The 24,436-nt window shown below is 44.7% G+C and carries 20 protein-coding genes and 1 other RNA gene; 18 read left to right on the forward strand and 3 right to left on the reverse strand.

Annotated features, from left to right (window positions below):
- Positions 1-4 precede the first annotated feature (4 nt).
- The 9 genes from AC3E8G_RS00055 (at position 5) to AC3E8G_RS00095 (ending at position 11,457) form a co-directional block, all read left to right on the forward strand.
- Positions 5-3,694: an alpha-L-fucosidase gene (locus AC3E8G_RS00055; protein WP_490676727.1), complete on the forward strand. Its 3,690-nt coding sequence runs from the start codon at positions 5-7 to the stop codon at positions 3,692-3,694.
- A gap of 231 nt (positions 3,695-3,925) precedes the next feature.
- Positions 3,926-4,384 (forward strand): CtsR family transcriptional regulator, encoded by a 459-nt coding sequence (locus AC3E8G_RS00060; RefSeq protein WP_048690753.1) that lies wholly within the window; start codon positions 3,926-3,928, stop codon positions 4,382-4,384.
- Between the two features lie 7 nt (positions 4,385-4,391).
- Positions 4,392-6,821 carry an ATP-dependent Clp protease ATP-binding subunit gene (locus AC3E8G_RS00065; protein ID WP_490676728.1) on the forward strand — a complete coding sequence of 810 codons (2,430 nt, stop codon included), beginning with the start codon at positions 4,392-4,394 and terminating at the stop codon, positions 6,819-6,821.
- An 11-nt stretch (positions 6,822-6,832) separates the two neighbouring features.
- Positions 6,833-7,321 carry an ECF transporter S component gene (locus AC3E8G_RS00070; protein WP_490676729.1) on the forward strand — a complete coding sequence of 163 codons (489 nt, stop codon included), beginning with the start codon at positions 6,833-6,835 and terminating at the stop codon, positions 7,319-7,321.
- Positions 7,302-7,706, forward strand: coding sequence for a DUF4430 domain-containing protein (locus AC3E8G_RS00075; RefSeq protein WP_061564464.1), 405 nt, complete (start codon positions 7,302-7,304; stop codon positions 7,704-7,706). The genes AC3E8G_RS00070 and AC3E8G_RS00075 overlap by 20 nt, the downstream gene beginning before the upstream one ends.
- Before the next feature lie 162 nt (positions 7,707-7,868).
- A complete protein-coding gene (locus AC3E8G_RS00080; RefSeq protein ID WP_490676730.1) occupies positions 7,869-8,603 on the forward strand; it encodes a hypothetical protein in 735 nt (244 codons plus the stop codon).
- Positions 8,604-8,805: 202 nt separating this feature from the next.
- Positions 8,806-9,864, forward strand: a complete 1,059-nt coding sequence (locus tag AC3E8G_RS00085; RefSeq protein WP_048690743.1) for an AAA family ATPase — start codon at positions 8,806-8,808, stop codon at positions 9,862-9,864.
- Between the two features lie 12 nt (positions 9,865-9,876).
- Entirely contained in the window at positions 9,877-10,659 is a 783-nt protein-coding gene (gene pnuC, locus AC3E8G_RS00090) for a nicotinamide riboside transporter PnuC (protein ID WP_490676731.1), read from the forward strand.
- Complete coding sequence (locus tag AC3E8G_RS00095) at positions 10,660-11,457, forward strand: NUDIX domain-containing protein (RefSeq protein ID WP_048690738.1); 798 nt, start codon at positions 10,660-10,662, stop codon at positions 11,455-11,457.
- A 193-nt stretch (positions 11,458-11,650) separates the two neighbouring features.
- Here AC3E8G_RS00095 and dusB read toward each other — a convergent pair whose 3' ends face one another.
- Together dusB and hslO are read right to left on the reverse strand one after the other, a co-directional pair.
- Complete coding sequence (dusB, locus tag AC3E8G_RS00100; RefSeq protein ID WP_414286300.1) at positions 11,651-12,631, reverse strand: tRNA dihydrouridine synthase DusB; 981 nt, start codon at positions 12,629-12,631, stop codon at positions 11,651-11,653.
- Entirely contained in the window at positions 12,618-13,490 is an 873-nt protein-coding gene (hslO, locus tag AC3E8G_RS00105; RefSeq protein ID WP_006597306.1) for an Hsp33 family molecular chaperone HslO, read from the reverse strand. Before hslO ends, dusB begins: the two co-directional genes overlap by 14 nt.
- 111 nt (positions 13,491-13,601) lie before the next feature.
- On the opposite strand from hslO, the gene AC3E8G_RS00110 reads away from it, so the two are divergent.
- Positions 13,602-13,730, forward strand: a complete 129-nt coding sequence (locus AC3E8G_RS00110; RefSeq protein ID WP_006595453.1) for a hypothetical protein — start codon at positions 13,602-13,604, stop codon at positions 13,728-13,730.
- 252 nt (positions 13,731-13,982) lie between these two features.
- Here AC3E8G_RS00110 and gshAB read toward each other — a convergent pair whose 3' ends face one another.
- Positions 13,983-16,238: a bifunctional glutamate--cysteine ligase GshA/glutathione synthetase GshB gene (gene gshAB, locus AC3E8G_RS00115; RefSeq protein ID WP_154857133.1), complete on the reverse strand. Its 2,256-nt coding sequence runs from the start codon at positions 16,236-16,238 to the stop codon at positions 13,983-13,985.
- Between the two features lie 296 nt (positions 16,239-16,534).
- Here gshAB and AC3E8G_RS00120 point away from each other — a divergent pair, with 296 nt between their 5' ends.
- From AC3E8G_RS00120 to srlA, 8 genes are all read left to right on the forward strand, one after another.
- Positions 16,535-17,827 (forward strand): adenylosuccinate synthase, encoded by a 1,293-nt coding sequence (locus tag AC3E8G_RS00120; protein ID WP_490676732.1) that lies wholly within the window; start codon positions 16,535-16,537, stop codon positions 17,825-17,827.
- A 377-nt stretch (positions 17,828-18,204) separates the two neighbouring features.
- On the forward strand, positions 18,205-18,714 hold the full coding sequence (tadA, locus tag AC3E8G_RS00125) for a tRNA adenosine(34) deaminase TadA (protein ID WP_195327022.1): 510 nt from the start codon (positions 18,205-18,207) through the stop codon (positions 18,712-18,714).
- 41 nt (positions 18,715-18,755) lie between these two features.
- Positions 18,756-18,841, forward strand: an RNA gene (ffs, locus tag AC3E8G_RS00130) — signal recognition particle sRNA small type.
- 327 nt (positions 18,842-19,168) lie between these two features.
- Positions 19,169-20,518 carry a glucose-6-phosphate isomerase gene (locus tag AC3E8G_RS00135; RefSeq protein ID WP_008808173.1) on the forward strand — a complete coding sequence of 450 codons (1,350 nt, stop codon included), beginning with the start codon at positions 19,169-19,171 and terminating at the stop codon, positions 20,516-20,518.
- A gap of 186 nt (positions 20,519-20,704) precedes the next feature.
- Positions 20,705-21,505, forward strand: coding sequence for an SDR family oxidoreductase (locus tag AC3E8G_RS00140; RefSeq protein WP_001000837.1), 801 nt, complete (start codon positions 20,705-20,707; stop codon positions 21,503-21,505).
- Between the two features lie 62 nt (positions 21,506-21,567).
- On the forward strand, positions 21,568-23,394 hold the full coding sequence (locus tag AC3E8G_RS00145) for a BglG family transcription antiterminator (RefSeq protein ID WP_080639548.1): 1,827 nt from the start codon (positions 21,568-21,570) through the stop codon (positions 23,392-23,394).
- Entirely contained in the window at positions 23,394-23,891 is a 498-nt protein-coding gene (locus AC3E8G_RS00150; RefSeq protein WP_153225703.1) for a transcriptional regulator GutM, read from the forward strand. The genes AC3E8G_RS00145 and AC3E8G_RS00150 overlap by 1 nt, the downstream gene beginning before the upstream one ends.
- Positions 23,888-24,433 carry a PTS glucitol/sorbitol transporter subunit IIC gene (gene srlA / locus AC3E8G_RS00155; RefSeq protein WP_001015684.1) on the forward strand — a complete coding sequence of 182 codons (546 nt, stop codon included), beginning with the start codon at positions 23,888-23,890 and terminating at the stop codon, positions 24,431-24,433. Before AC3E8G_RS00150 ends, srlA begins: the two co-directional genes overlap by 4 nt.
- Positions 24,434-24,436 lie beyond the last annotated feature (3 nt).

Consider the following 24,436-nt stretch of genomic DNA (forward strand, 5'->3'; position numbering starts at 1 on the left):
GAATATGGGAAAAAGATTATTTGAAAAGAGAAATCGATTTGGCATACGTAAACTCTCAGTAGGCGTCTGCTCGGTAGTTGTAGCGACCTGTTTTTTAGGAGTGACTACCAGTTACGCAGAGGAACAAGTTGAGAATAGTGAACCACGTGAAGAACGGGTTGAAACGAGCAATGCAGGGGATCAAGGAAAGGAGGAAAAAGCTGTGAAAGAGCACCAAGAAGAATCAGAGAATTCCTCACCCGTAACGAGTGAGAAAGAAAACCGCGCAGTCAGTCAAGGGACAGAAACAAGCCAACCAGCCACTTCTCCAGATGAGGAGCCTGAGATTGCAGACTATGGTCCGCTTCCAAGCAAGGCCCAAATGCAATACCACCGCGAAGAACTAGCAGCTTTCATCCACTTTGGGATGAATACCTACTACGATCGTGAGTGGGGAGATGGACAAGAAGACCCTTATTATTTCTATCCAGAGCATCTGGATACCGATCAGTGGATCAAAACTCTGAAAGACGCGGGCTTCAAACGGACGATCATGGTCGTCAAGCACCACGATGGCTTCCTCTTGTACCCTTCTAAATACACCGACCATACCATTGCTAAAAGCGGTTGGAAGGAAGGAAAAGGCGATATCCTAGCCGAGGTTTCTGCTTCTGCCAGCAAGTATGACATGGATATGGGGGTCTACCTCTCGCCTTGGGATGCTCACAGCCCACTCTACCATGTGGATACAGAGGACCAATACAACGAATACTATCTCAACCAGCTCAAAGAAATCCTTGAAGATCCAAAATATGGAAACAAGGGCAAGTTCGTAGAAGTCTGGATGGATGGAGCGCGTGGCGATGGGGCTCAAAAAGTCACCTATACCTTCGACAAGTGGTTTGATGCCATTCGTAAGGCCCAAGGGGATATTGCCATCTTCTCAGCTGAGCCCACCAATGTTCGTTGGATCGGAAATGAAAAGGGAATTGCTGGAGATCCAGTTTGGCATAAGGTCAATCCAGATAAGATCCGCAACAATCCATCCAATAGTTACCTCAATCACGGAGATCCAGAAGGGAAGCAATACTCAGTGGGAGAAGCGGATGTTTCTATTCGCTCCGGCTGGTTCTACCATGACAACCAAGAGCCTAAGTCCTTGCGCGAATTGATGGACATTTACTTCAAATCGGTCGGCCGTGGAACTCCACTCTTGCTCAATATTCCACCGAATCAAGACGGAAAATTTGCGGATGCCGATGTGGCCCGTTTGAAAGAATTACGCCAGACCTTGGACCAACTCTACAGTGTGAACTATGCGGCAGGAGCTTTGGTAGAAGCTGACTCGACACGACGCAACTCTCTCTACAAGGCCAGCCATTTGACAGATGGCGATGAAAAGACCAGTTGGGCACCATCAGATGATGCTAAGACCGGCTCTTTTGTTCTCGATCTTGGAAAAGAGCAACACTTTGATGTGGTAGAGCTCAAGGAAACGATCGAGAAAGGCCAACGGATTTCTGGCTTCACCATTGATGTGGCTGTGAATGGTCAATGGGTTCCTTTTGGGGCTGGTTCAACCGTAGGATACCGCCGTTTGATCAAAGGGCAACCAGTTGATAGTCGCTATATCCGGGTGTCCATCACCGATGCCCAAGCTACTCCAATCTTGAACGGAGTCTCTGTCTATAAGACCCCAGCTAGCATCGAAGAAACCGATGGTTACCCGCTTGGTTTGACTTATCATTCTGACCGGACTGCTGACCGAGCTAATAGCCAATGGAATGAAGAGGGAGAAGGCGTCCGAGGCACCTCTATGTGGACCAAGGAAAAGGGAGCTTCTGTGACCTATCAGTTTGAAGGCACCAAGGCCTATGTGGTCGCAACTGTCGACCCTGGTCATGGGGAAATGGATGTCTATGTCGATGGCCAAAAGCTAGCGACGGTCAATACCAAAAGCCCAAGCCGCAAACGCAGCCAAAAGGTCTATGAAACACCGGACTTGGCAGCAGGCTCCCATACCTTGACCTTGGTCAATAGCAAGGGAGATGCGATCGCAACGGAAGGGATTTATGCCCTCAATAACCAAGAAAAGGGTCTCTTTGAGTTTGCTCAGCCAACCCTAGCTGTTAAGAAAGGCGACCCAGCGCAAGTCGTTGTCAAGAGAAAAGGTGGCTCTAAAGGAAGTGCCAGTCTCAAATTAATCACAGAACCAGGAACAGGGGTTCATGGCAAGGTCTACAAAGATACCAACGTCACCCTTGAGTTCGCAGATGGAGAGACGGAAAAAACAGTCCAAGTTCCAACTCTTGATTTTGCAGGAAAAGCGACCGATGTCTATGACTTTAAGGTCAAATTGTTGCATCCAGATCAAGGAAGTCTAGTCGGCTTTATTCCAGAACTGACAGTCCAAGTAATGAACGAGGACCAGTTGCCAGAAAATCGCAAAGAAGTAGATGACCAAGATCCGAAACTGCACTATAGCCAAGGTTGGCACCATGAGACGGACAACAAAGACTTTTCAAATGGCACAGAATCTTGGTCTAGCTTTAACCAAGTGACCGATGAGGAAGGCAAGAAACACATTGAAGTGACCATCACCTTTAAGGGAACAGGTGTGGAGGTTCGAGGAGTGGTCGACCCAAGCCATGGTCTCTACAGCGTCACTCTAGATGGAAAAGAAATGGCCTTCGAAGAAGGGCGTGGCCATGATTATGAGATCGAAGGCGATCATTATTTCAGTGGCTATGGAGACCAACGCAAACTCGACCAGAGTTTGGTCAATCTGCAAGGCCTAGCAAAAGGCTACCACCAGCTACGCCTGCATCTGGATCCAGCTCTCAATGACCCTCAGTCATCCAGAGCCATCCAGGTAGACCGATTTATCCTATCAGGGAAAGATAGCCAGTTGCTCAGTCAAGAAGAGTTGCAACAGATCATCAGAGAAGGAGTAGAAAAGATCAAGGCTACTTCTCTCGATCGTTTGAAAGCAGAGCTCAAACCGACGGTTCAAGGACAATTGACGGACTTGACTCAGTTGTTGGATCAAGAGCGCCCAGATTTGGTTGCTGCAGTGAATCAAGTCGAAGCCCTTGAAACCATCTTAGGAGATGCTCACAATTATGAACCGCTGACGCAGACACGACCAGAAGAAGGTGTTCGGGATTTGATTCTTGAAAAACCAGAACTTCTCATCGAAGCAGAGGAGATTCCATTTGAGAGTCAAACACGTGAGAACAAGGACTTGGCCAAGGGCGAAAGCCGGATCCTTCAATCTGGGAAGGTCGGACGCCGATTGAAATTGATCGAGGTCCGACAAGAAGAAGGCAAAGAAATTCGGACAGAAGTCGATGCCTTCGTCGAAGTGGAGGCCCAGGACCAGATCACAGAAGTCGGAACGAAGGAAGCGGAAGAAGCTCCTATTATTCCGGATGTGCCGCTAGCAACAAGTCCTAGTGAAGACTCACAAGAAACGAAACCGCTCCTTCCTCCAGAAGACAAAAAAGAAAGTGGAATTGCTCCAATTTTGAAACCGACGGCTTCGAAAGAGACTCCTCTTTCTCCTGAGGTAGAAGCAGTAACTCCGGCCCCTGTGCAGTCCCAAGAAAAACTGCCACAGACAGGATCAGAGAAGGCAAGTTTCTTAGCCTGGATCGGACTACTGGGCTTAGGCTTCTTGGGCGGAAGAGTGAAATACGCTCGTCGGAAATCCTAAAGTCCCTATTACAAGAGGTTAGCAACGGCTAGCCTCTTTTTTGGCCTCCTTCTGGCTACCAACAAGGGGTCTTCAGTTTCTATCTCGACGTAGTCTTTGCTTTATTTACAGGCGTAAAAATTGTATAATAGTCAGATAAGGTCAATAATGACATCATGGATGATGAGACCATTTTTGATCCTCTGAAAAGCAGAGAGCTTATCTAGAATGAAAAGGTTAGAAAGGAGCATCATGGCAAGTAAAAATACATCAGATAGCATTGAGGCCTATATCAAGTCGCTACTGGCTCAAGCAGGCATCGCAGAGCTCAAGAGAAGCGAATTAGCGGATGTTTTCCAAGTTGTTCCTAGTCAAATCAATTATGTGATCAAGACCCGCTTCACCGAAAGTCGAGGCTATATCGTAGAGAGCAAGCGTGGAGGTGGCGGTTATATCCGGATTGGCAAGGTCCAATTTTCAGACCAACACCAGATGCTAAAAGAGCTTGGCGCAAGCATCGGAGAACAAATCAGTCAGACTGTTTTTGGCGATATCCTTCAAATGCTATTTGAAGAAAAACTCCTTACAAAGAGAGAGGCAGAGCTTTTGTCAGTGATGACGACAGACGAGGTTCTGGGAAGTGAAGCCCATCGCTTACGAGCCAATATCCTACGAAAAATTATCCAACAAGTCGATAGAAAGGGAATGTAATCTCCTTATGAACTATTCAAAAGCCCTATTAGAAACGATTGAAGCCGCTCAAATCTTGGCGGGTCATTTTGAGTCTCAAACGCTAGATACCTGGCATATCCTAGTAGCCCTGGCAAATAATCCCTATAGTGTAGCTGGTTCCGTCTTAAGTGACTATCCTATGCAGATTGATGATTTTCAAGATGCAGCGGAGCACATTACGGGTCAAGTCTACCAACGGGATGGCCGCTATGAGGTATTTCCTTTTTCTTTCCGTGTCGAAGAAATCATGAAACGTTCCCAAGAGATTGCCCAGGCAGTCCATGCCAAAAGTCTTGGAACAGAGCATGTCCTCTTGGCGCTATTACTAGAGCGGGGAACCTTGGCTTCTCAAGTATTGGAGTATGTCGGCTTCCGCTATGATGATCAGGAAGAGGGCATTAAAATCGTCGAGCTTCGGAAGAGCTTAGAACAACGAGCAGGTTGGGACAAGGAAGCTGTCAAGGCCATTCGTTCGCTCTATCGGGCCCAGCAACCCAATCGTCAAACCATGGGAAATATGATGGGCATGCCAGCCTCTACCAGCGGTGGTTTGGAAGACTACACCCGAGATTTGACAGAAATGGCTCGCAATGGCAGTTTGGAACCGGTGATTGGTCGGGGGCAAGAAATCTCGCGGATGATTCAGATTTTGAGCCGCAAAACGAAAAATAACCCAGTCCTGGTCGGGGATGCCGGTGTCGGAAAGACCGCTCTAGCCTTGGGCTTGGCTCAACGGATTGCCAGCGGAGATGTCCCGACGGAACTGGCTAAAATGCGGGTCCTAGAATTGGACTTGATGAATGTTGTCGCAGGGACGCGGTTCCGTGGAGATTTTGAAGAGCGGATGAACAACATCATCAATGATATTGAAGAAGATGGCCATGTCATCCTCTTCATTGATGAGCTCCATACCATTATGGGCTCTGGCTCTGGGATTGACTCCACCTTGGATGCGGCCAATATCTTGAAGCCGGCCTTGGCTCGCGGGACCCTACGGACCGTAGGAGCCACTACGCAAGAAGAATACCAAAAACACATTGAAAAAGATGCCGCTCTTTCACGCCGCTTTGCTAAGGTCTTGATTGAGCAACCCTCTGTTGCAGATAGCATTGCGATTTTGCAAGGGCTCAAGAAGACCTATGAACGTCACCACCGTGTTCATATTACGGATGCGGCTATTGAGACAGCTGTTGTTTATGCCAATCGTTATTTGACCAGTCGCCTCTTACCTGACTCCGCCATTGACCTCTTGGATGAAGCGGCAGCGACGGTGCAAAACAAGGGGCCTCAAGCCGGTCTTCAGTCCGACTTGACAGCTGCCGATCAAGCCTTGCTCAAGGGGCAGTGGAAAAAAGTTGCTCAGTTGCTAAAAGAAGATGCCAGTCCAAAAGGCTACCAGCTAGAAGTCAAGGAAGAGGATATCCTGAAGACGCTCAGTCAATTGTCAGGCATTCCTGTGGAGAAACTAACCCAAACAGCAGCTAAGAAATACCTTGAATTAGAAGCAGAACTTCATAAGCGCGTGATCGGTCAGGATCAGGCTGTCTCAAGTATCAGCCGAGCGATTCGTCGCAATCAGTCGGGAATTCGGTCTCACAAACGGCCAATTGGCTCCTTCCTCTTCCTCGGTCCGACTGGGGTCGGAAAAACCGAGCTCGCGAAGGCGCTGGCTGAAGTCCTCTTTGATGACGAGTCCGCTTTGATCCGCTTTGATATGAGTGAATACATGGAGAAATTTGCGGCCAGTCGTCTCAACGGTGCCCCTCCAGGCTATGTCGGTTATGAAGAAGGGGGCGAGTTGACGGAAAAAGTCCGCAACAAACCTTATTCAGTCCTCTTGTTTGATGAGGTGGAAAAAGCCCATCCAGATATCTTTAACGTTCTCTTGCAAGTCTTGGATGACGGTGTCTTGACCGACAGCAAGGGACGCAAGGTAGATTTCTCCAATACCATTATTATCATGACCTCAAACTTGGGAGCTACCGCTTTACGAGATGATAAGACGGTTGGCTTTGGAGCTAAGGATATTCGCTTTGACCAGGCCAATATGGAGAAACGCATCTTTGAAGAGTTGAAGAAGACCTATCGACCAGAGTTTATCAATCGGATCGATGAGAAGGTTGTCTTCCATAGCTTGACCAGTGACCAAATGCATGAGATTGTCAAGATTATGGTGAAACCGCTAGTTCAATCTCTATCAGAGAAGGGTATTACTCTGAAATTCCAAGCGTCTGCTCTTAAATGGCTGGCGACTCATGGATATGATCCAGAGATGGGAGCGCGTCCTTTGCGCCGGACCATCCAGACTCAGGTGGAAGACTACTTGGCAGAGATCCTCTTGAGAGGAGAAGTGGCTGAAGGGCAAACCCTCAAGGTAGGTGTCAAGTCTGGTCAGCTTAACTTCACGATTGACTAGGAGGATATGCAGTGCCTCTCAAACGCTTGACCCGAATCACCCTCTTAGCAGCCCTCTGTGTGGTGCTGAGACAAGCCTTTGCCTTCTTGCCCAATGTCCAACCCATTAGTGCCATTTTCTTTTTACTGGTGCTATTTGAAGACTGGCAATTTGCCTGTTTGGTGATGGCAGTCACCATGTTTACCTCGGCTTTTCTCTTGGGGATGAGCCCAGTGGTGCTCGCTCAGATACTGGCCTTTGGCCTCCTTTTGACTCTTTGGCGGGGGCTTTACCGTCACTTGTCTTTGCAAGTCCAAACCCTAGTAGTCGGTATCTTATCCTTTCTCTACGGGGTGCTGATTGACAGTCTTTATGCTATTCTCTACCACATGCCCTGGTGGACCTATGCGCTGGTGAATGGCTTTAGCTTTAACCTGGCCCACGCCCTTTCCACCACCTGTTTTTACCCTCTACTTTATATAGTATTTAGGAGATTGTATTATGAAAAAAACACTTTATAGTTTCTTTGCTGTCCTAGCAGCTCTTGTATTGGTCAGTTGCGGACAAAGCACACCATCGACTACGGAAAGCTCAGCTTCTAGCTCACAAGTAGCCAAAGAAAAACAAATTACCATTACGGTCAGTATCGCCCCTGAAGGGCAAGAAGCTCAAAGCAAGACCTTAAAGGTTGCTGAAAAAGCCAACCTGATGGAAGTCCTGAAAGCTAACTACAAAATCGAGGAAAAGAGTGGTCTCATCACCTCGATCGATGGCGTAGCCCAGGATGAAAGCAAGGGGCTCTATTGGATGTACAAGATTAATGGAGAGATGGCACCAAAAGGGGCAGCAGAAACTACTGTCCAAGATGGAGATACCATCGAATTTTATCAAGAAGTTTATCAATAAGAAAAAGAGTGAATGCTTGGAGTAGGGCTCCATTTGTTCACTCTTTTTTTGAAACTAGTTTCTATTTTTTATAAGACTTGCAAATCCTCTTGACTTCCCTATAGATGAATGTTACAATCATATTACAAAATGTAACAAATGTTACAAAAGAGAGGTATTGCCATGAAAACGAAAGGAACCTTGTTTAGTCTATCTACCCTTGCTCTAACAGCTGCTCTTCTCTTAAGCGGATGTGGATCAGAAAAGAACAAGGAAACCAGTCCATCTTCAACTAGTAAAATTGCGCAAGTGAAACAAAGCTCTACTAGTAAAAAAGAAGAGAAAAAGACCGCAAGCAAAACCACACAAAGCACAGAAGTTGCACAATCTCCTGCCATCGCTTCGAGCGAAACACAAGCGAGCCAAGAAAATCCATCAACTCCAGTGACACCAAGAGTTCCAGAAGCCAGTCAAGGCCTGGTTCCAACTCCTTCCAAAGAAACACATGCAGCAGTGACCCCAGCACCAGAAAAACAAAAACGTCCTAGCTTGGAGGAAGGTCGCACGACTGCAAAAGAACAAGCCTCTAAGACAGAGAACCCACGCTATAAAGGTGTCTTGAGCTATGCCTCAGGGGATTATTCAGGAGCAATAGGTAGTTGGACCGACGGTCGCGATACAGGCGTAAGCATCGGACAAGGTGGACAAGTAACCATTCAAACTCCTGGTGGCGATGCAGTGGGCTATACAATTGGAAGCTATGAATACAACTTGGATCAAGGTCATTACCATGCTGGTTTGATTTCCTCCCAAGATGGATCTGCAGCTAGCTTGGATATAGTTGTCGGTCAAGATGGCCAAGTGGCAAGTGTTCAAGTGACAGAAAATGGCCATGCGCATGCCTTGGTTCGGGAATAATGGCTCCCTACTGAGAAAATTAAAAAAAAGATTGAAATCAGAGGCTCAATTCTGTATAATAACATACAGAGTTGAGTCTTTTTAATTTTTATTTTATAAAAATATATTTTTTTATAAAAAAGTATTGACAGATTGAAATTATAGTTTATAATAAAATCATAAGCAAAACATGTTTTGACATTATGATAAAGGAGCCAGTTAGATGAAAGAAAAAGTGGCAGTAGTATTTGGAACGTTTGCCCCCCTTCATCAAGGTCATATTGATTTAATTCAACGGGCAAAACGCCAATGTGACCGCGTTTGTGTGATTGTCTCTGGTTACAAAGGTGACCGAGGAGAAGAAGTTGGCCTTCCTTTGCAGAAACGTTTTCGCTATATTCGAGAAGGTTTTTCAAATGATGAACTCACCCAAATTTATAAATTAGACGAGACAGAACTTCCCCGCTATCCTTTAGGATGGGAGCCTTGGTTGAAAACAGCCTTAGAAACCATTCAATATGATGCTGAGAGAGAAGAGCTCATCTTCTATGTTGGGGAAAAGACGTATCAAGAGGAACTTGAAGCGAGAGGCTTTCAAGCGCACTTACAGGAGCGTCAGTTTGGCATCTCAGGAACCCTCATCCGGGAAAATCCCAGCAAGTATTGGAAATACATTGCGCAACCCTTCCGTCGTCAGTTTACCAAAAAGGTCCTCATTATGGGGAGTGCTAGTAATGGGAAGACGACTTTGGCAAAAGATTTGGCCCGCTTCTATGATGCACCAGTGAGCTTAGAATATGCTCGCGAGTACCAGATCAGAAACAATGTACGGGATGATGAACTGACCCCCAAAGACTATTATTATCTCCTGCTCGGACAATACGATCAAACCTCAAAATTAATCGACAGTAGTGCCAATCGTGGACTGGTCATTGCGGATACCAATTCGCTAGTGACCAAGGGCTATTACGACTACTATATGGAAGTAGAAGGCCAAGAGACCAGTATGACGGATACTTTTGACAATCTCTTTGTCAGTATCCTCGCTAAGGAAAAATGGGATTTGATCTTATTTGTCCAACCCATTGGATCCTATGTCAATGATGGCTTCCGCGATATGACCATGGCAGATGATGAAATTCGCAACAGTTTTTCAAATCACCTGGATCACCTCCGCCACCAATACCTCGCAGATATCCCAACAGCCTATCTCGGGCAAGACTACTTGGGGAATTACGAAGAAGCAAAGCGTGTCATCGATACGATTTATCAAGCTGATTAAAGGAGAAACAGCATGAAACGACTACAAGAAAAAATTCAAACATTTGGGGAGCATTTAAAAAATGTCCATCGAGAAGCTGGCAAACGTGGCTTCGTAGGGATTATGAAACTCCTTTGGCAAGACCTATTTGCAGGTCGCACTCTGACACAATGGCTGTATCTGATTGCTTTGTCTAGCGTGCCCTTTGTCCTAGAGTTTACCAATCAGGAAGCAAGTCACGATTGGTTAGGGCTCTTTGCCTCCTGGACAGGAATCGTTTGTGTGATACTAGTAGCAGAAGGTAGGGCTAGTAACTATCTCTTTGGAGCAGTGAACTCAGCGATTTACCTCATCCTAGCCTTGAACAAAAACTTCTATGGAGAAGTTCTGACAACCCTATACTTCTTCGTGATGCAACCAATCGGCCTCTATGTCTGGTTGTCGAATCGGATCAATGACCAAGGAGGGGCAGAAGAATCTCACTTTGAAGCCAAGAAATTAACCATAATGGAATGGATCAAGTATTTGGTTCTAACAGCTCTGATTTGGATCGGGATGGGCTATGCCTATAAAAGCATCCACAGTGCACGACCTTTCCGTGATAGTGTGACAGATGCGACCAATGGAGTCGGTCAACTTCTCATGACAGGTCTTTATCGTGAACAGTGGATTTTCTGGATTGCGACCAACCTCTTCAGTATCTACCTCTGGTGGGGAGAAAGCATCCATATTCAGGGAATGTATTGGGTCTACACCCTCAATAGCTTGGTTGGTTGGTACCAATGGAGTAAAGCAGTGAAAAAGGAGGTTGCTTAGATGGCAACAAGCAGCATTCCGGAAGGGATGAACGAAAAGGAATACTACGAGACGGTCGTCAGCGAGGAAGAATTCCTCCGTTGGTATAAGGAGCAAGATCATCCCACCTATGAAAATCCAAGTGTAACTACCGATATGGTGGCCTACTGCTTTGTGGAGGGGCGTTTGAAACTCTTGGTGATTCGCCGGAAAACCCACCCTTGTCAGCACCGGGTCGCCTTGGTTGGAGGATTCTTGCAAAAGCACGAGGATGCTATCCAGGCTTGTATCCGCGAAGTTCAAGAAGAAGTTGGACTAGAGTTGACCCCTCAAAAGGTCGAGCAGTTAATGACCGTTTCGACTCCTGGTCGGGACCCACGGGGCTGGGTCATCACCATCGCCCACCTGGTCTATTTGCCTGCGGAGGCCGTCAATCTGGTCCGAGCTGGAGATGATGCCAAAGAAGTTCTTTTCCTTGATGTGGACTTCAAACAAGGGGAATGTTCTCTAGATGGCCGTGTTTTGACAGCTGAAGATTTCGCCTTTGACCACTATGAGATTGTCCAAGAATCGATCAAGCGTATCCAAGGGCGCTTGGCTTGGAATCCAACCTTCCTCCATCTCCTAGAAGAGCCTTTCACCGTATACGAAGCAACCGAGTTGGTGAATCTGATCCATCCAGATAAAGAAATTTTGACCAATAATTTCCTTGTGACCTATGGCTCTTACGTAGAAGAAGTAGGTGTCAAACGGGTACCTAAGAAAAAACCACGCAAGACCTATCGCTGGAAAGAAAGCGAATCTCAAGCGGATCAATAAGATACAAAAGAGGCTGGGACAAAAGTCCTAGCCTCTCAATTGTTTTTGGATTGTCGAGCAAGACGCAGTGGTTGAGTGGGCTCTACTATGCTGATTTCATCAGCTTTTACAGCTCTACTCAACTGTGCGGAGGTGGGACGACGAAATCGAATCCTAACGAATTACCGATTTCTGTCCCACTCTCTTTTTGTCATTAAGCTTTTTCTAATTGAAGAAGTTCTTCAATCTCAGCTAGAGTGCTAGCTTGCGAGATGGCTCCGCGGAGTTTGGCTGCGCCTGAGGTTCCTCGGAGGTAGTGAGGAGCTAAGCCGCGGAATTCGCGAACGGCAATGTGCTCACCTTTGAGATCGATCAAGCGTTTCAAATGTTCGTAAGCAATCTTCATCTTGTCTTCAAAAGTCAAATCAGGCAGGATTTCTCCTGTTTCAAAGTAGTGGTTGATTTGATTGAAGAGGTAAGGATTCCCCATAGCAGCACGGCCGATCATGACCGCATCGGCACCGACTTCTTCGATCCGTTGTTTGGCGTCTTGCACCGTCCGGATATCTCCGTTGGCGATAAATGGAATCTTGGTCAGTGCTTGTGCAACCTTGTGAAGGATCTCAAGATCCGCATGACCCGTATACATTTGCTCCCGGGTCCGTCCGTGCATGGCAAGGGCGGAGACACCTGCAGCTTCAGCTGCGAGGGCATTCTCAACTGCTAGAGAAGGGTCAGACCAACCTGTCCGCATTTTAACAGTGAGGGGGATATCAAGGACGGATTGAACCTTGTTAATGATAGAGTAGATCTTGTCTGGGTCCTTGAGCCACATGGCACCCGCCTCGTTCTTGACGATTTTATTAACTGGGCAGCCCATGTTGATATCGACGATATCGGTCTTGGTATTTTCTTGGATAAATTCAGCTGCGCGTGCCAGGCTGTCCTCATCGCTACCAAAGAGCTGAATCGATACAGGATTTTCACCTTCATCAATATGGAGCATATGCAGGGTCTTTTCGTTATTGTATTGGATTCCTTTATCAGAGACCATTTCCATGACTACAAGCCCTGCCCCGAGTTCTTTAGCAATCGTGCGGAAGGCTGAGTTGGTCACACCGGCCATAGGTGCAAGGACCGTCCGGTTTGGGATCTCGACATTCCCAATCATAAAAGGTGTATTAAGATTTGTCACGAATGAGTTCCTCCAAGTCGTTTTTATCAAAGTGATAAGCCGTCTGACAGAATTGGCAAACAATTTCTGCTCCCTGGTCCTCGTCCTTCATTTCTTGAAGGTCTTTGGCTGGCAAGCTAGCCAAGGCATCCATGAAGCGTTCCTTGCTACAGTCACATTGGAAGCGGATCTCTTCTTCAGAGAGACGTTTGTAGTGATCTTCGCCATAGATGGCAGTAAGAAGGGCTTCAATATGGTCGTCAGAGGCTAAAAGGGTAGAAATGGCCGGCATTTCTTGGATACGTTTTTCAAAGCGGGCAATTTCTTCTTCCTTGGCATTTGGCAAGACCTGCACCAAGAAACCACCGGCAACCTTGACCTTGTCTTCTTCATCAAGAAGGACATTGAGCCCCACTGCAGATGGAGTTTGTTGGCTTTCAGTCAAGTAATAAGCTAGGTCTTCACCGATTTCTCCAGTGACGAGAGGTGTCATGGAATGATAAGGATTGCCTGTGCCGTAGTCGGTAATCACTAGGAATTCCCCGTTTCCGACAAATGGTCCGACCACGACTTCACCGGTCGCTGTTTTCTTGATATCCACACCAGGATTTTGCACGTAGCCTTTGACGTTTCCTTGAGTATCTGCCACAGTGATGATAGCACCAAGTGAGCTAGTACCGAGGATTTTCACCGTTATCTTGGTGTTGCCCTTTTCATTGGCGGCGAGAATTTGACTTGCGATCAGGGTCCGACCGAGGGCCACAGTTGAGCTTGCTTGTGTCTGATGGTATTCTTGGGCTGCTCGCACGGTCTCTGTACTGTCTAGTACAAAGGCACGGAAGGAGCCACTTTCTGAGATAGTTTTAATAATTTTGTCCATAGCTTCTATTTTAGCATAAAATAGAAAAACAAGCGCGGGCCTGCGCTTGTTTTTGGGGATTAGGAAGAATTTTAAGACCAAAAATAGTATAATAAAACAAAGGAGGCTAGCATGAACCAATCTTTGAAAACGGCAGTCTATGGTTTGGCGGTAGCTGATGCATTAGGGGTTCCGTATGAATTTTTAACCCGAGGCAGTTTTAAAGCGGTTGAGATGGTGGGCTATGGAAGCCAACAGTAACTGGCTGGAACTTGTTCAGATGATACTAGCCTTGTATTCGCGACCTATGATTCTTTTTAGGAAAAAGGGAAGATTTCCTCTGCTATATGCAGGAGAGGTTTGAAATTTGCTTGTTAGAGGATGATTTTACAGCAAATGACTTGCTATTTTAAACTTGTAGGAGGACCATGCTTAATCTTTTTAGGTTATCATCTAAAACTCTACCTCGGTTACAAAACAAAAACGCAGAGACATCTTCTGCGTTTTCTTACTTTATAGGTCCATTTCTGGGAAAAGTTTAGCTAGTATTTTCGGAGTAATGCTTTGTCCCGGCCCCTCAGCACAATAGGTGTGCATATACATAGAAGGATTGAAGTTGAGCTCGATGCAGGTACAGTTGGGATTTTCCTTTGTGGAAATAGCAGAGCTGTCAGGGATGATGAGATCAACGCCACAGGCCCAGGCTCCCATAGCCTTTGCCATGTCCGCAGCGAGTTCCCTATAAGATGGGTGCATGCTGTCTGTGACATCAATCGAGTCTCCGCCAGTAGAAATGTTGGAATTGCGCCGCAAGTCAACCTTGACTCCAGCAGGCAGGATATCATCTGCTCCATAGCCTTGCTGGTCCAGCATGAGCAGTTCAATGTCCCCCAGTTCAATGATTTCAAGCGGTGAACGATGATCTCGGCCCCGCAGAGGATTGTCATTTTTGATGGCAATCAATTCTCTCACGGTATGCTGACCGTCTCCGACGACATTGGCCGCCACTCGCAAGAGGACTGCTTGGCATTGTCCGTCTAAGACAAAGAAGCGGTACTCCGTTCCAGCGATAAATTCCTCCACTAAGACGGCAACATCTTCTGAAAAAGCAATCTCCAGAGCCTTGTGATAAGCTTCCAGGCTAGCTGGCTCTTGGAAGATAGAGATGCCCAGTCCGAAGTTGGTTGACTTGGGTTTGACAACAATTTCTCGGTTCTTAATCAAAGGGTAGTAGGCCAGTCCCTCTTCTAAAGAAGAAAATTCTGCTCCAGCCGGAACGGGAAAGTCAGCTGCTGCCAAAATCTTTTTGGTGACTGTTTTATTGGCCATGGCCAAAGGGATGACATAGTTATCCTTGGAGGTCATATTGCCGTTCTTGACATATTCTACATGACTACCATGCCAAAGCTTGAGAAATTGGTCCGTTTCATCTAAAATTTCGACATTCAGCCCCTTTTGAATAGCATCAAAGAGCAACATCTGGGTGGACAGCTCCATATTTTCGTAGCCTTTGAGGGCATAAGGAGCAGTCCAGGCATAGCGGTGGTATTCTTCTGCTTTTTCTAGACCAAAAGCTGTTAAGGAATCTTGCTGGATATGGGGCAGGAGCTGTCCTGACAGTGTCAGCTGAGGATGTAAGAGAGCCTCTCTCATCTGGTCCAGCAAAGTTTGATAGTAAGTTGGCAGTTCAAAATGCTGGATGAGCTCTTCCATGGCTTGGAGAAGGGCTGAGCTGTCTGCCTCATCTGGCAGGGCAGTCAGCGGGTGGCTACAAGCAATTTTCTGGTTCAAATCATGGGCAGCTTTTAATACTGCATCAACATTTTCTACATCATCTAGCCAGAGCAGGCCCAGTAAAAAGAGATGGACAGTATCTAAGGTCTCTTGGCTAATGCCCGAATGGTCAAAAGGATTGAGATCGAAGCAGCGGAATTCCAGATAGGTGATACCCTGCTCCAGATAGGCGCGATTGTGCTTCTGTCCACGGAAGCGAACGGCTGAGTAAAATTCTTTTTCAGCACTGAGCTCGCCAGACTGAACGTAGTTTTCAATATCGGTTACATATTGCTCCAAAGAAGTGTAGGACACCTGAATATTCTCGTCATTGACATAGCCATAGTCGCTGTTGCGAAAAGAGCGGATAGGCTGCGGGTATTCCTGACTGTAGAAACCGGCTTCTGCCAGAGGAGCAGCACCGTAGAGATAGGTTAAGAGCCATCGGAAACGCAGAAAGTTTCGAGCCAGTTTGAGATAGAGGTCATTTTTAAAGTCCTTTAGTAAATGATAGGAGCTGACTTGAAAGAGAGCAGCGACCAGATCTTTCCCTAGCTCCATGTTGTAGTGGATGCCAGAGATGGCCTGTAGTTTTTTGCCATATTTTTTCGCTAAACCCTCTCGGTAGTGGCGTTCGTATTCGTTTTCCAGACGGGCGATGATAATATCTTCTTCAGTCAGCTGCGGTGGCATGGACAGAGGCCACAGGCATTCACTCTGGTCAATTGAGCGGCCTGCCACATCGCTGATAGCTCCCAGTAAGCGCCGCGCTTCCTTAGTCGAGTGAGCAATAGGTGTAATTAGTTCCAGTTGTTGTTCGCTGAAGTCTGTTTGGATGGTCGGGTGGAAATTGCGGGAACCAAGCTGACTCGGATGAGCAGTTTGAGCTAAGTGTCCATCAGTTGTCACTCGCAGATTTTCCCTCTCCAGACCAAAGGTCGCTTGGAGAATAGGGCTTGATGTATCCAGTTTCTGCAGTAATTGATTAATCGTCATCGTTTCACCGTCCTATGGTAGTAATTTTAGTCTATTACAAACGGAAAAAGAAAACAAATTTCCGCTACGATTTTACAAAAATTCCGAACTTTTATTTTTAATTAAGTACTAAAATTCAGAAAATACAGATTTTGTAAAAATGTAATTCGTCTACATAAGAGAAAAAACAAATGAAATGATGAACCCTCCTTGAAAAATTGTCAAATTTTTCATATAATGAGGTATAAAACATAATCGCAGGTGAGATTCCTGCCTGCTTTTCAAGAAAGGACGAGCTATATAGCTCAGACAAAGATATGACATCAGTAGTTGTTGTAGGAACCCAGTGGGGAGATGAAGGAAAAGGGAAGATTACAGACTTCCTATCAGCCAATGCAGAAGTCATTGCTCGTTACCAAGGTGGGGACAATGCTGGTCACACCATCGTGATCGACGGCAAAAAGTTCAAGTTGCACTTGATTCCTTCTGGTATCTTCTTCCCTGAAAAGATCTCTGTCATCGGAAACGGCGTGGTAGTCAATCCTAAGTCATTAGTCAAAGAGTTGGCTTATCTCCATGAAGAAGGGGTATCAACGGACAGCCTTCGCATCTCTGACCGTGCCCATGTCATCCTTCCTTACCACATCGAATTGGACCGTCTCCAAGAAGAGTCTAAAGGCGAAAACAAGATCGGAACGACGATTAAAGGGATTGGCCCAGCCTACATGGATAAGGCTGCGCGTGTGGGAATCCGGATTGCGGACCTTTTGGACCGCGACGTCTTCGCAGAACGCCTTCGCATCAACTTGGAAGAAAAGAACCGTCAATTTACCAAACTCTATGATGCAGAGCCTCTTTCATTTGACGATATCTTCGAAGAATACTATGAATATGGTCAACAAATCAAGCAATATGTAACCGATACTTCTGTCATCTTGAACGATGCTTTGGATAACGGCAAGCGCGTGCTCTTTGAAGGAGCCCAAGGGGTTATGTTGGATATCGACCAAGGAACTTATCCATTTGTTACTTCATCAAACCCTGTTGCAGGTGGGGTGACCATCGGATCAGGTGTCGGTCCAAGCAAGATCGACAAGGTTGTCGGTGTATGTAAAGCCTATACCAGCCGTGTCGGTGACGGACCATTCCCTACGGAGCTCTTTGATGAAGTGGGTGATCGGATTCGTGAAGTCGGTCATGAGTATGGGACAACAACCGGTCGTCCACGTCGTGTCGGTTGGTTTGACTCAGTTGTCATGCGCCATAGCCGTCGTGTCTCAGGAATTACCAACCTTAGCTTGAACTCGATCGACGTTCTATCAGGCTTGGATACGGTGAAAATCTGTGTAGCCTACGACTTGGATGGGGAACGCATCGACCACTACCCAGCAAGCTTGGAGCAACTCAAACGTTGCAAACCAATCTATGAAGAATTGCCAGGTTGGTCAGAAGACATCACCGGTGTTCGCCACTTGGACGAGCTTCCAGAAAATGCCCGCAACTATGTGCGCCGGATCGGCGAATTGGTTGGTGTGCGCATTTCAACCTTCTCAGTCGGACCAGATCGTGACCAAACCAATATCCTTGAAAGTGTCTGGTCAAGTAAATAATTTAAAAGAGGCTGGGACAAAAATCCTAGCCTCTCAATTATTTTTGGATTGTCAAGCAAGACGCAGTGGTTGAGTGGACTCTACTATGCTGATTTCATCAGCTTTTACAGCCCTACTCAACTGTGCGGAGGTGGGACGACGAAATCGAATTCTAACGAATGACCGATTTCTGTCCCACTCTCTTTTGCTACTTAAGCTTACTTTAAGACCTCTGAGATATACTAAGATCATAAACAAAGACCTCCTAACTTTGTTTAAACCTCCTAAACTTTTTCATAATAATCTCCCATAAGAGTCGCCCAATCGGCGGCTTTTTTTGTGAGTCGTAAGCTGCCTATGGTATAATGAACAAAGAAACTAAAAGGAAGAAGGAAGAGATGGACTACACGATAGAGGAAAAAGCGATGTTTATGAGGGAAGCCCTGAAGGAGGCGGAGATTGCCCTCGCCAATGATGAAATACCGATTGGCTGTGTCTTGGTCAAGGATGGTCAGATTATCGGGCGTGGACATAATGCGCGTGAGGAGCTGCAGCGGGCGGTCATGCATGCGGAAATCATGGCGATCGAGGAAGCCAATCAGCATGAAGAGAGCTGGCGTTTGCTGGATACGACTCTGTTTGTGACCATTGAACCCTGTGTCATGTGTAGTGGTGCCATTGGTCTAGCTCGGATTCCCCAGGTGATTTACGGGGCGACCAATCAGAAGTTTGGCGGAGCAGGAAGTCTCTACGACATTTTGACAGATGAGCGCCTCAATCACCGGGTGGAAGTGGAAACAGGAATCTTGGAAGCAGAATGTGCAGCCATCATGCAGACCTTCTTCCGCCAAGGTCGAGAACGAAAAAAACAAGCCAAGCTCGCAGCTAAGGCCGAAACACAAGAATAAAAACCAGACCTTTGCAAAATCCACAATTTATGATATAATACCTATCGGAGCAACAGTTCTGCGTGAAGCGGGTCAGGGGAGGAATCCAGCAGCCCTAAGCGAAGTGAGCTGTGTGCTCTTTTTCTATTGCTCTTGATGAGTCAAGCCTAAAAGGTGCAGATGAATATTGGAGCAGCGAATCTAGTTTGAACGGACCTGAAATGAATTCAGCTGACATCCAATCTTAAGAAGCATATTTGTTTTCTTGTCAATCAAAATTGTTCTTCTCAATAGGCCTAAATAGGCCTAAAATTTGTTGACTTACGCAAACGATTGCTCTCGGTTATGTCCTAAGGTTAGCTTATTTAGAAAAATAGTATAGAATACAAATGTAAACGTTTTAAAATAGCGAAAGCACTTGCTTATTTTTTCTTAAAGCGTTATCATAAAAGAAAAGAACAATTGGAGGATAAACATGTCACATATTAAATTTGACTACTCAAAGGTGTTAGATAAATTTGTAGCACCACATGAACTAGATTATATGCAGCCTCAAGTGACTGCTGCAGATTCTGCTCTGCGAAATGGTACAGGTCCTGGGGCAGAAATGACTGGCTGGTTGAACTTGCCTGAAGAATATGACAAAGATGAATTTGCTCGTATTCAAAAGGCTGCTGCTAAAATCCAATCTGATAGTGAGGTATTGATCGTAATCGGTATTGGTGGTTCCTATTTAGGAGCTCGTGCAGCTATTGATTTCTTGAATAATTCTTTTGTAAATCTACAAAGCAAGGAAGAACGCAAGGCACCTCAAATCCTCTATGCTGGAAATTCTATTTCTTCAAGCTATTTGGCTGATTTGGTAGACTATGTATCAGACAAAGATTTCTCTGTCAACGTTATTTCTAAGTCAGGAACGACTACAGAGCCTGCTATTGCTTTCCGTGTCTTCAAAGAACTCTTGGTTAAGAAGTATGGTCAGGAAGAAGCAAATAAACGGATTTATGCAACTACAGACCGCGCTAAAGGTGCAGTTAAGGTTGAAGCAGATGCTAATGGCTGGGATACTTTTGTAGTGCCTGATAGTGTAGGTGGTCGTTTTACAGTATTGACAGCAGTGGGACTCTTGCCAATCGCAGCTGCAGGGGCTGATATCAGCAAGTTAATGGAAGGAGCAAATGCTGCTCGCAAGGCTTATGCTTCTGATAAGTTGGCTGAAAATGAAGCATATCAATATGCAGTTGTACGCAATATCTTGTACCGTAAAGGTTATCTGACAGAAGTTTTAGCTAACTATGAACCATCTCTACAATACTTCTCTGAGTGGTGGAAGCAACTGGCTGGTGAGTCAGAAGGGAAAGACCAAAAAGGGATTTACCCAACTTCAGCCAACTTCTCAACAGACTTGCACTCTCTGGGACAATTTATCCAGGAAGGTACCCGTATCCTCTTTGAAACAGTTGTACGTGTAGATAAACCTCGCAAAAATGTGCTGATTCCTGAATTGGCAGAAGACTTGGACGGTCTTGGCTACTTGCAAGGAAAAGATGTTGACTTTGTCAATAAAAAAGCTACAGATGGAGTGCTGTTAGCACACACTGATGGTGGAGTTCCAAATATGTTTGTGACACTGCCTGAGCAAGATGAGTTCACTTTGGGCTACACTATTTACTTCTTTGAGTTGGCTATTGCTCTTTCTGGCTACCTGAATGGTATCAATCCATTTGACCAGCCTGGAGTTGAGGCTTATAAGAAAAACATGTTTGCCCTTCTTGGAAAACCAGGCTTTGAAGAGCTGGGTGCTGAGTTGAATGCACGCCTTTGATTCTTATATGCCTTGAGTTCATTTAGAGTATAAAAAGAGATCCACAAGTTCATTTCTTGTGGATTTTTTAGTACAAGCCTCTTAATTAGTTTATTATTTTTTTGAACTGTGTAAAAAAGAGTGTCTTAATTCATTTATGAAAGCGCTGTATAATTGCCTTGTAAATAAAATTTGAGAGGTATCAAAATGAATGATTGGTTAAACATAAAAGGCAAAACAGTTCTTGTGACTGGCGCGTCATCTGGGATCGGTAAGGCAATCGTTGAAGAATTGCTGGAATTAGGTGTCAACGTAGCGAATTTCGATCTTAGCGACAACGATTTGCGTCATCCAAATCTATTATTTGTAAAAGTTGATGTAACTTCTCGCTCTGAAGTAGAAGAGGGTGTTGCCAAAATAGTTGAAAGATTTGGCAATATTGATGCAGTGGTCAATAATGCAGGGATTAATATCCCTAGATTATTAATCGATGCAGAAAATCCTAAAGGTCCTTACGAATTGGACGATGAGACGTTCGAAAAAGTAACGATGATTAATCAAAAAGGTTTGTATCTGGTTAGTCAGGCAGTGGGACGTATTTTAGTGAAAAATGGAAAAGGTGTAATTGTGAACATGGCTTCAGAAGCAGGCTTGGAAGGTTCTGAAGGACAAAGTGCCTATGCTGCCACAAAAGCAGCAGTCTATAGTTACACTCGTTCATGGGCAAAAGAGCTGGGTAAGCATGGTGTACGTGTGGTTGGAATTGCTCCAGGAATTATGGAAGCTACGGGACTTCGAACTCTTTCTTATGAGGAAGCTCTTGCTTATACCCGTGGAAAGACGGTAGAAGATATTCGAGCTGGTTATGCTTCAACTTCAACAACTCCTTTGGGACGAAGTGGTAAACTACGGGAAGTAGCTGACCTTGTAGCATTCTATATTTCAGACCGTTCTAGCTATATAACTGGAGTCACTACAAATATTGCCGGAGGGAAAACTCGCGGTTAAAAAAATGAAGGTGAGGAAGAGAGTTGACCATAGTAAATCGATGGTATAATATTTTAGAAAAAATGGTCTCACAGCCAACTTATTCCTTGGTAGATATGCGCTCAGAGCTGGATATTAGTATGCAAACCTTGCAAAAGAGTATCCAACAATTAAATGATGTTTTGGCTCCGAGTATCCAGATTATCTCACAAGATGATCAGTTAATGTTAGAGGTGTATGACTATACTGAGTTGGAAAGGATTTTATCTGGTAGTTTAAAACGGGAGAGTGACTTCAATTCTTCCAGTAAAAGAATTGCCTATTTACTAAAACGTTTAATTGAGTCAACCTCCCCTCTTCTTATTGACGACTTGGCTGAGGAAGCAGGTGTTAGTAGAAGTACCCTTAATAAGGATTTAAAACAAGTAAAATCTTTGGCAGAGAGTTACTCTATCACTATTTCAGGAAAGCCCAACCGTGGGCTGGAGGTCTTGGGGTCCGAGCTGAATTTGCGCTTGCTCTATATTCACCAAGTGGCCCCTTACTTTGAAGGAAAGACACTCACCGAGGCAACATCTTCTTTTCTGGAGACGCTACTCCAGGAGTATAAAATCCCGAAAGAAACAAAGGAACTCCTTCGAAAGACAATTTCAATTATGGTGGAGCGTATTCATGCATCTAGGGTGTTGAGTTGCCCTATTCCTTACTATAGGAATGATTTAACAGAGACACCTTTGGTTGAAAAATTAATCTATCATATTGAGATGACTTATAAGATTTCCCTCAGTCAGTTTGAGATAGACTTTTTGTGTTTTCCGTTTAATATCCGTTTTATTGACACTTTAAGCAAGCCGTCTTATCAATCTGAACAGCTTGCAAACATTTTTCAAGGGATTGTCAAGAAAGTCAAAGAAACAATGTTGGTTAACTTTGATGATGAAGAATTATTTGAAGAAATCAAGTCTCATCTAGGCTCCTTAATCAATCGACTGATTTTCCATGTGCAAGCTAATGATATATTCCATGGCGAGGTTCAAACTCAATATCCTTTTGCTTTTGAAATGGCGAAAATTGCTGGAGAAGAACTATCTGCAATTTTTGGTTCTGAATTGGAATTATCTGAAATCGGATATCTGGCTTTGTATTTTGAAATGATTTTAAGAAAGCAAAACTCTGTTGTAAATGGTTCTCGCAAGCAGATAGCTGTAGTTTGCACAACAGGAAGAGGAACTGCTGCGATGATTATTCAGCAACTCAGACGAATTCTTGGAAATGATGTAGACATTACTCAGTATTCTGAAGAGGATTTTAATCTGGATTTGAATCAGGACTATTTCGCGATTTTTACGACAGTTCCTCTAAAATATAAAGATTCTAAATCTCCAGTCATTCAAGTTAATCATCTTTTTGATGATCAATGGCTGCAGGAAGAATGGCAGAGGGCCAATGCTTTTCATCAAAAAAATCTAGAAACAGTCAGCTTACGTTTTCTTCGTTTGACTCCCCAAAAAACCTATCAGCAATACTTGCTAAATATGGTTGCAGAGTTAGAGAAACTTCAGATGATTGATGAAGGTTTTAGAAATCGGATAATTGATAGGGATAAAAAACAATCAACCATTTTTGGTGGAGGAATTGCCTTCCCCCATACAATTAACCAGGGTTATGCAAAGACTATTTTAATGTTTGGAAAGCTAGAAGAGCCCTATCAAAAAGGAGATGATTGGATTGAATTTATCTTTCTAGTCGCCATTCCCTCAGAAATTGAAAGCAAAATGGAGAGTGAATTGCTGGAATTGTATGACGACATTTTTCGAATTGCAGGAGAGCCTTCTCTAAAAGAAGCATTGAGGGCTGTAGAAACAGAGACAGAGTTTCTATCATTTTCTAAGAGCAAAGGAGTATTTTAATGAATTCGCTAATAATTTTCGCTGTATTTATCATGGCAGCTTATATATTTCAAATGTTCCTCGGCTGGCAGCAACTCAAAGACTTCAATAAGACCTATACGATGCTCCGAAGACTGGGGCGCGTAGCGATTGGCAGGAAGTCCGGAAGAATCAAATCCGGTACGATTGTCATGTTCGCGGTTGATGAAAACGGTCGGGTTCTTAAAGCTAGCAAAATGCAAGGAGTCACAATCTTAGCACGTTTTCAAAATATGGACGATTATGTTGGAGAAGACATCCATTATTTTGACAAGTATAATCCTCTTGTGAGAAAAGAAAATAAGTTGATGCAATCAGCCATAGAAGATGCTAGAAAAGTCTATCTTTGGCATGAGGCAGGTATTGAGAAAGAGACAAGTTCATCTGATTCTTTTCTGGGATTCGGCTTTTATGCGAATTACTTACAATTATCTATTAAACAGTTATTTAAAAAAAATAAGAAAGGGAGTTCCTTATGAATCACATTACAAATTTTGCAGAGAGTTTTATGAAACTCTTCCAATTAGGTGGAGAAACCTTTATTAGCTGGATGACAAATATTGTACCGCTTGTCTTAATGCTATTGATTGCAATGAATACCCTTATCGCTTTCTTGGGAGAAGAGAAGGTCAATTCCCTGGCTAAGATTTCTGCCAAAAATCCTGTTAGCCGGTATATGATTTTACCTTTCATTTCAGCCTTTATGCTGGGGAATCCGATGGCAATCAGTATGGGACGTTTCTTACCAGAATATTATAAACCTAGTTTTGTAGCAGCTCAGATGCAGTTCTGCCACACTTCAAATGGTGTATTTCCGCATATCAATCCTGGGGAATTGTTTGTATGGATGGGAATTGCAACAGGAATTCAAACTTTAGGTTTAAGTCAAATGGACTTAGCCATTCGTTACATGCTTGTTGGGCTTGTCATGAACTTTGTAGGCGGTTGGGTGACCGATTTTACAACTGCTTATGTAGCAAAACAGCAAGGTGTTACCTTGAGTAAAACATTTGATTTATAGAAA

It is taken from the genome of Streptococcus sp. SCPM-O-B-15294 (M123) (assembly GCF_058200455.1).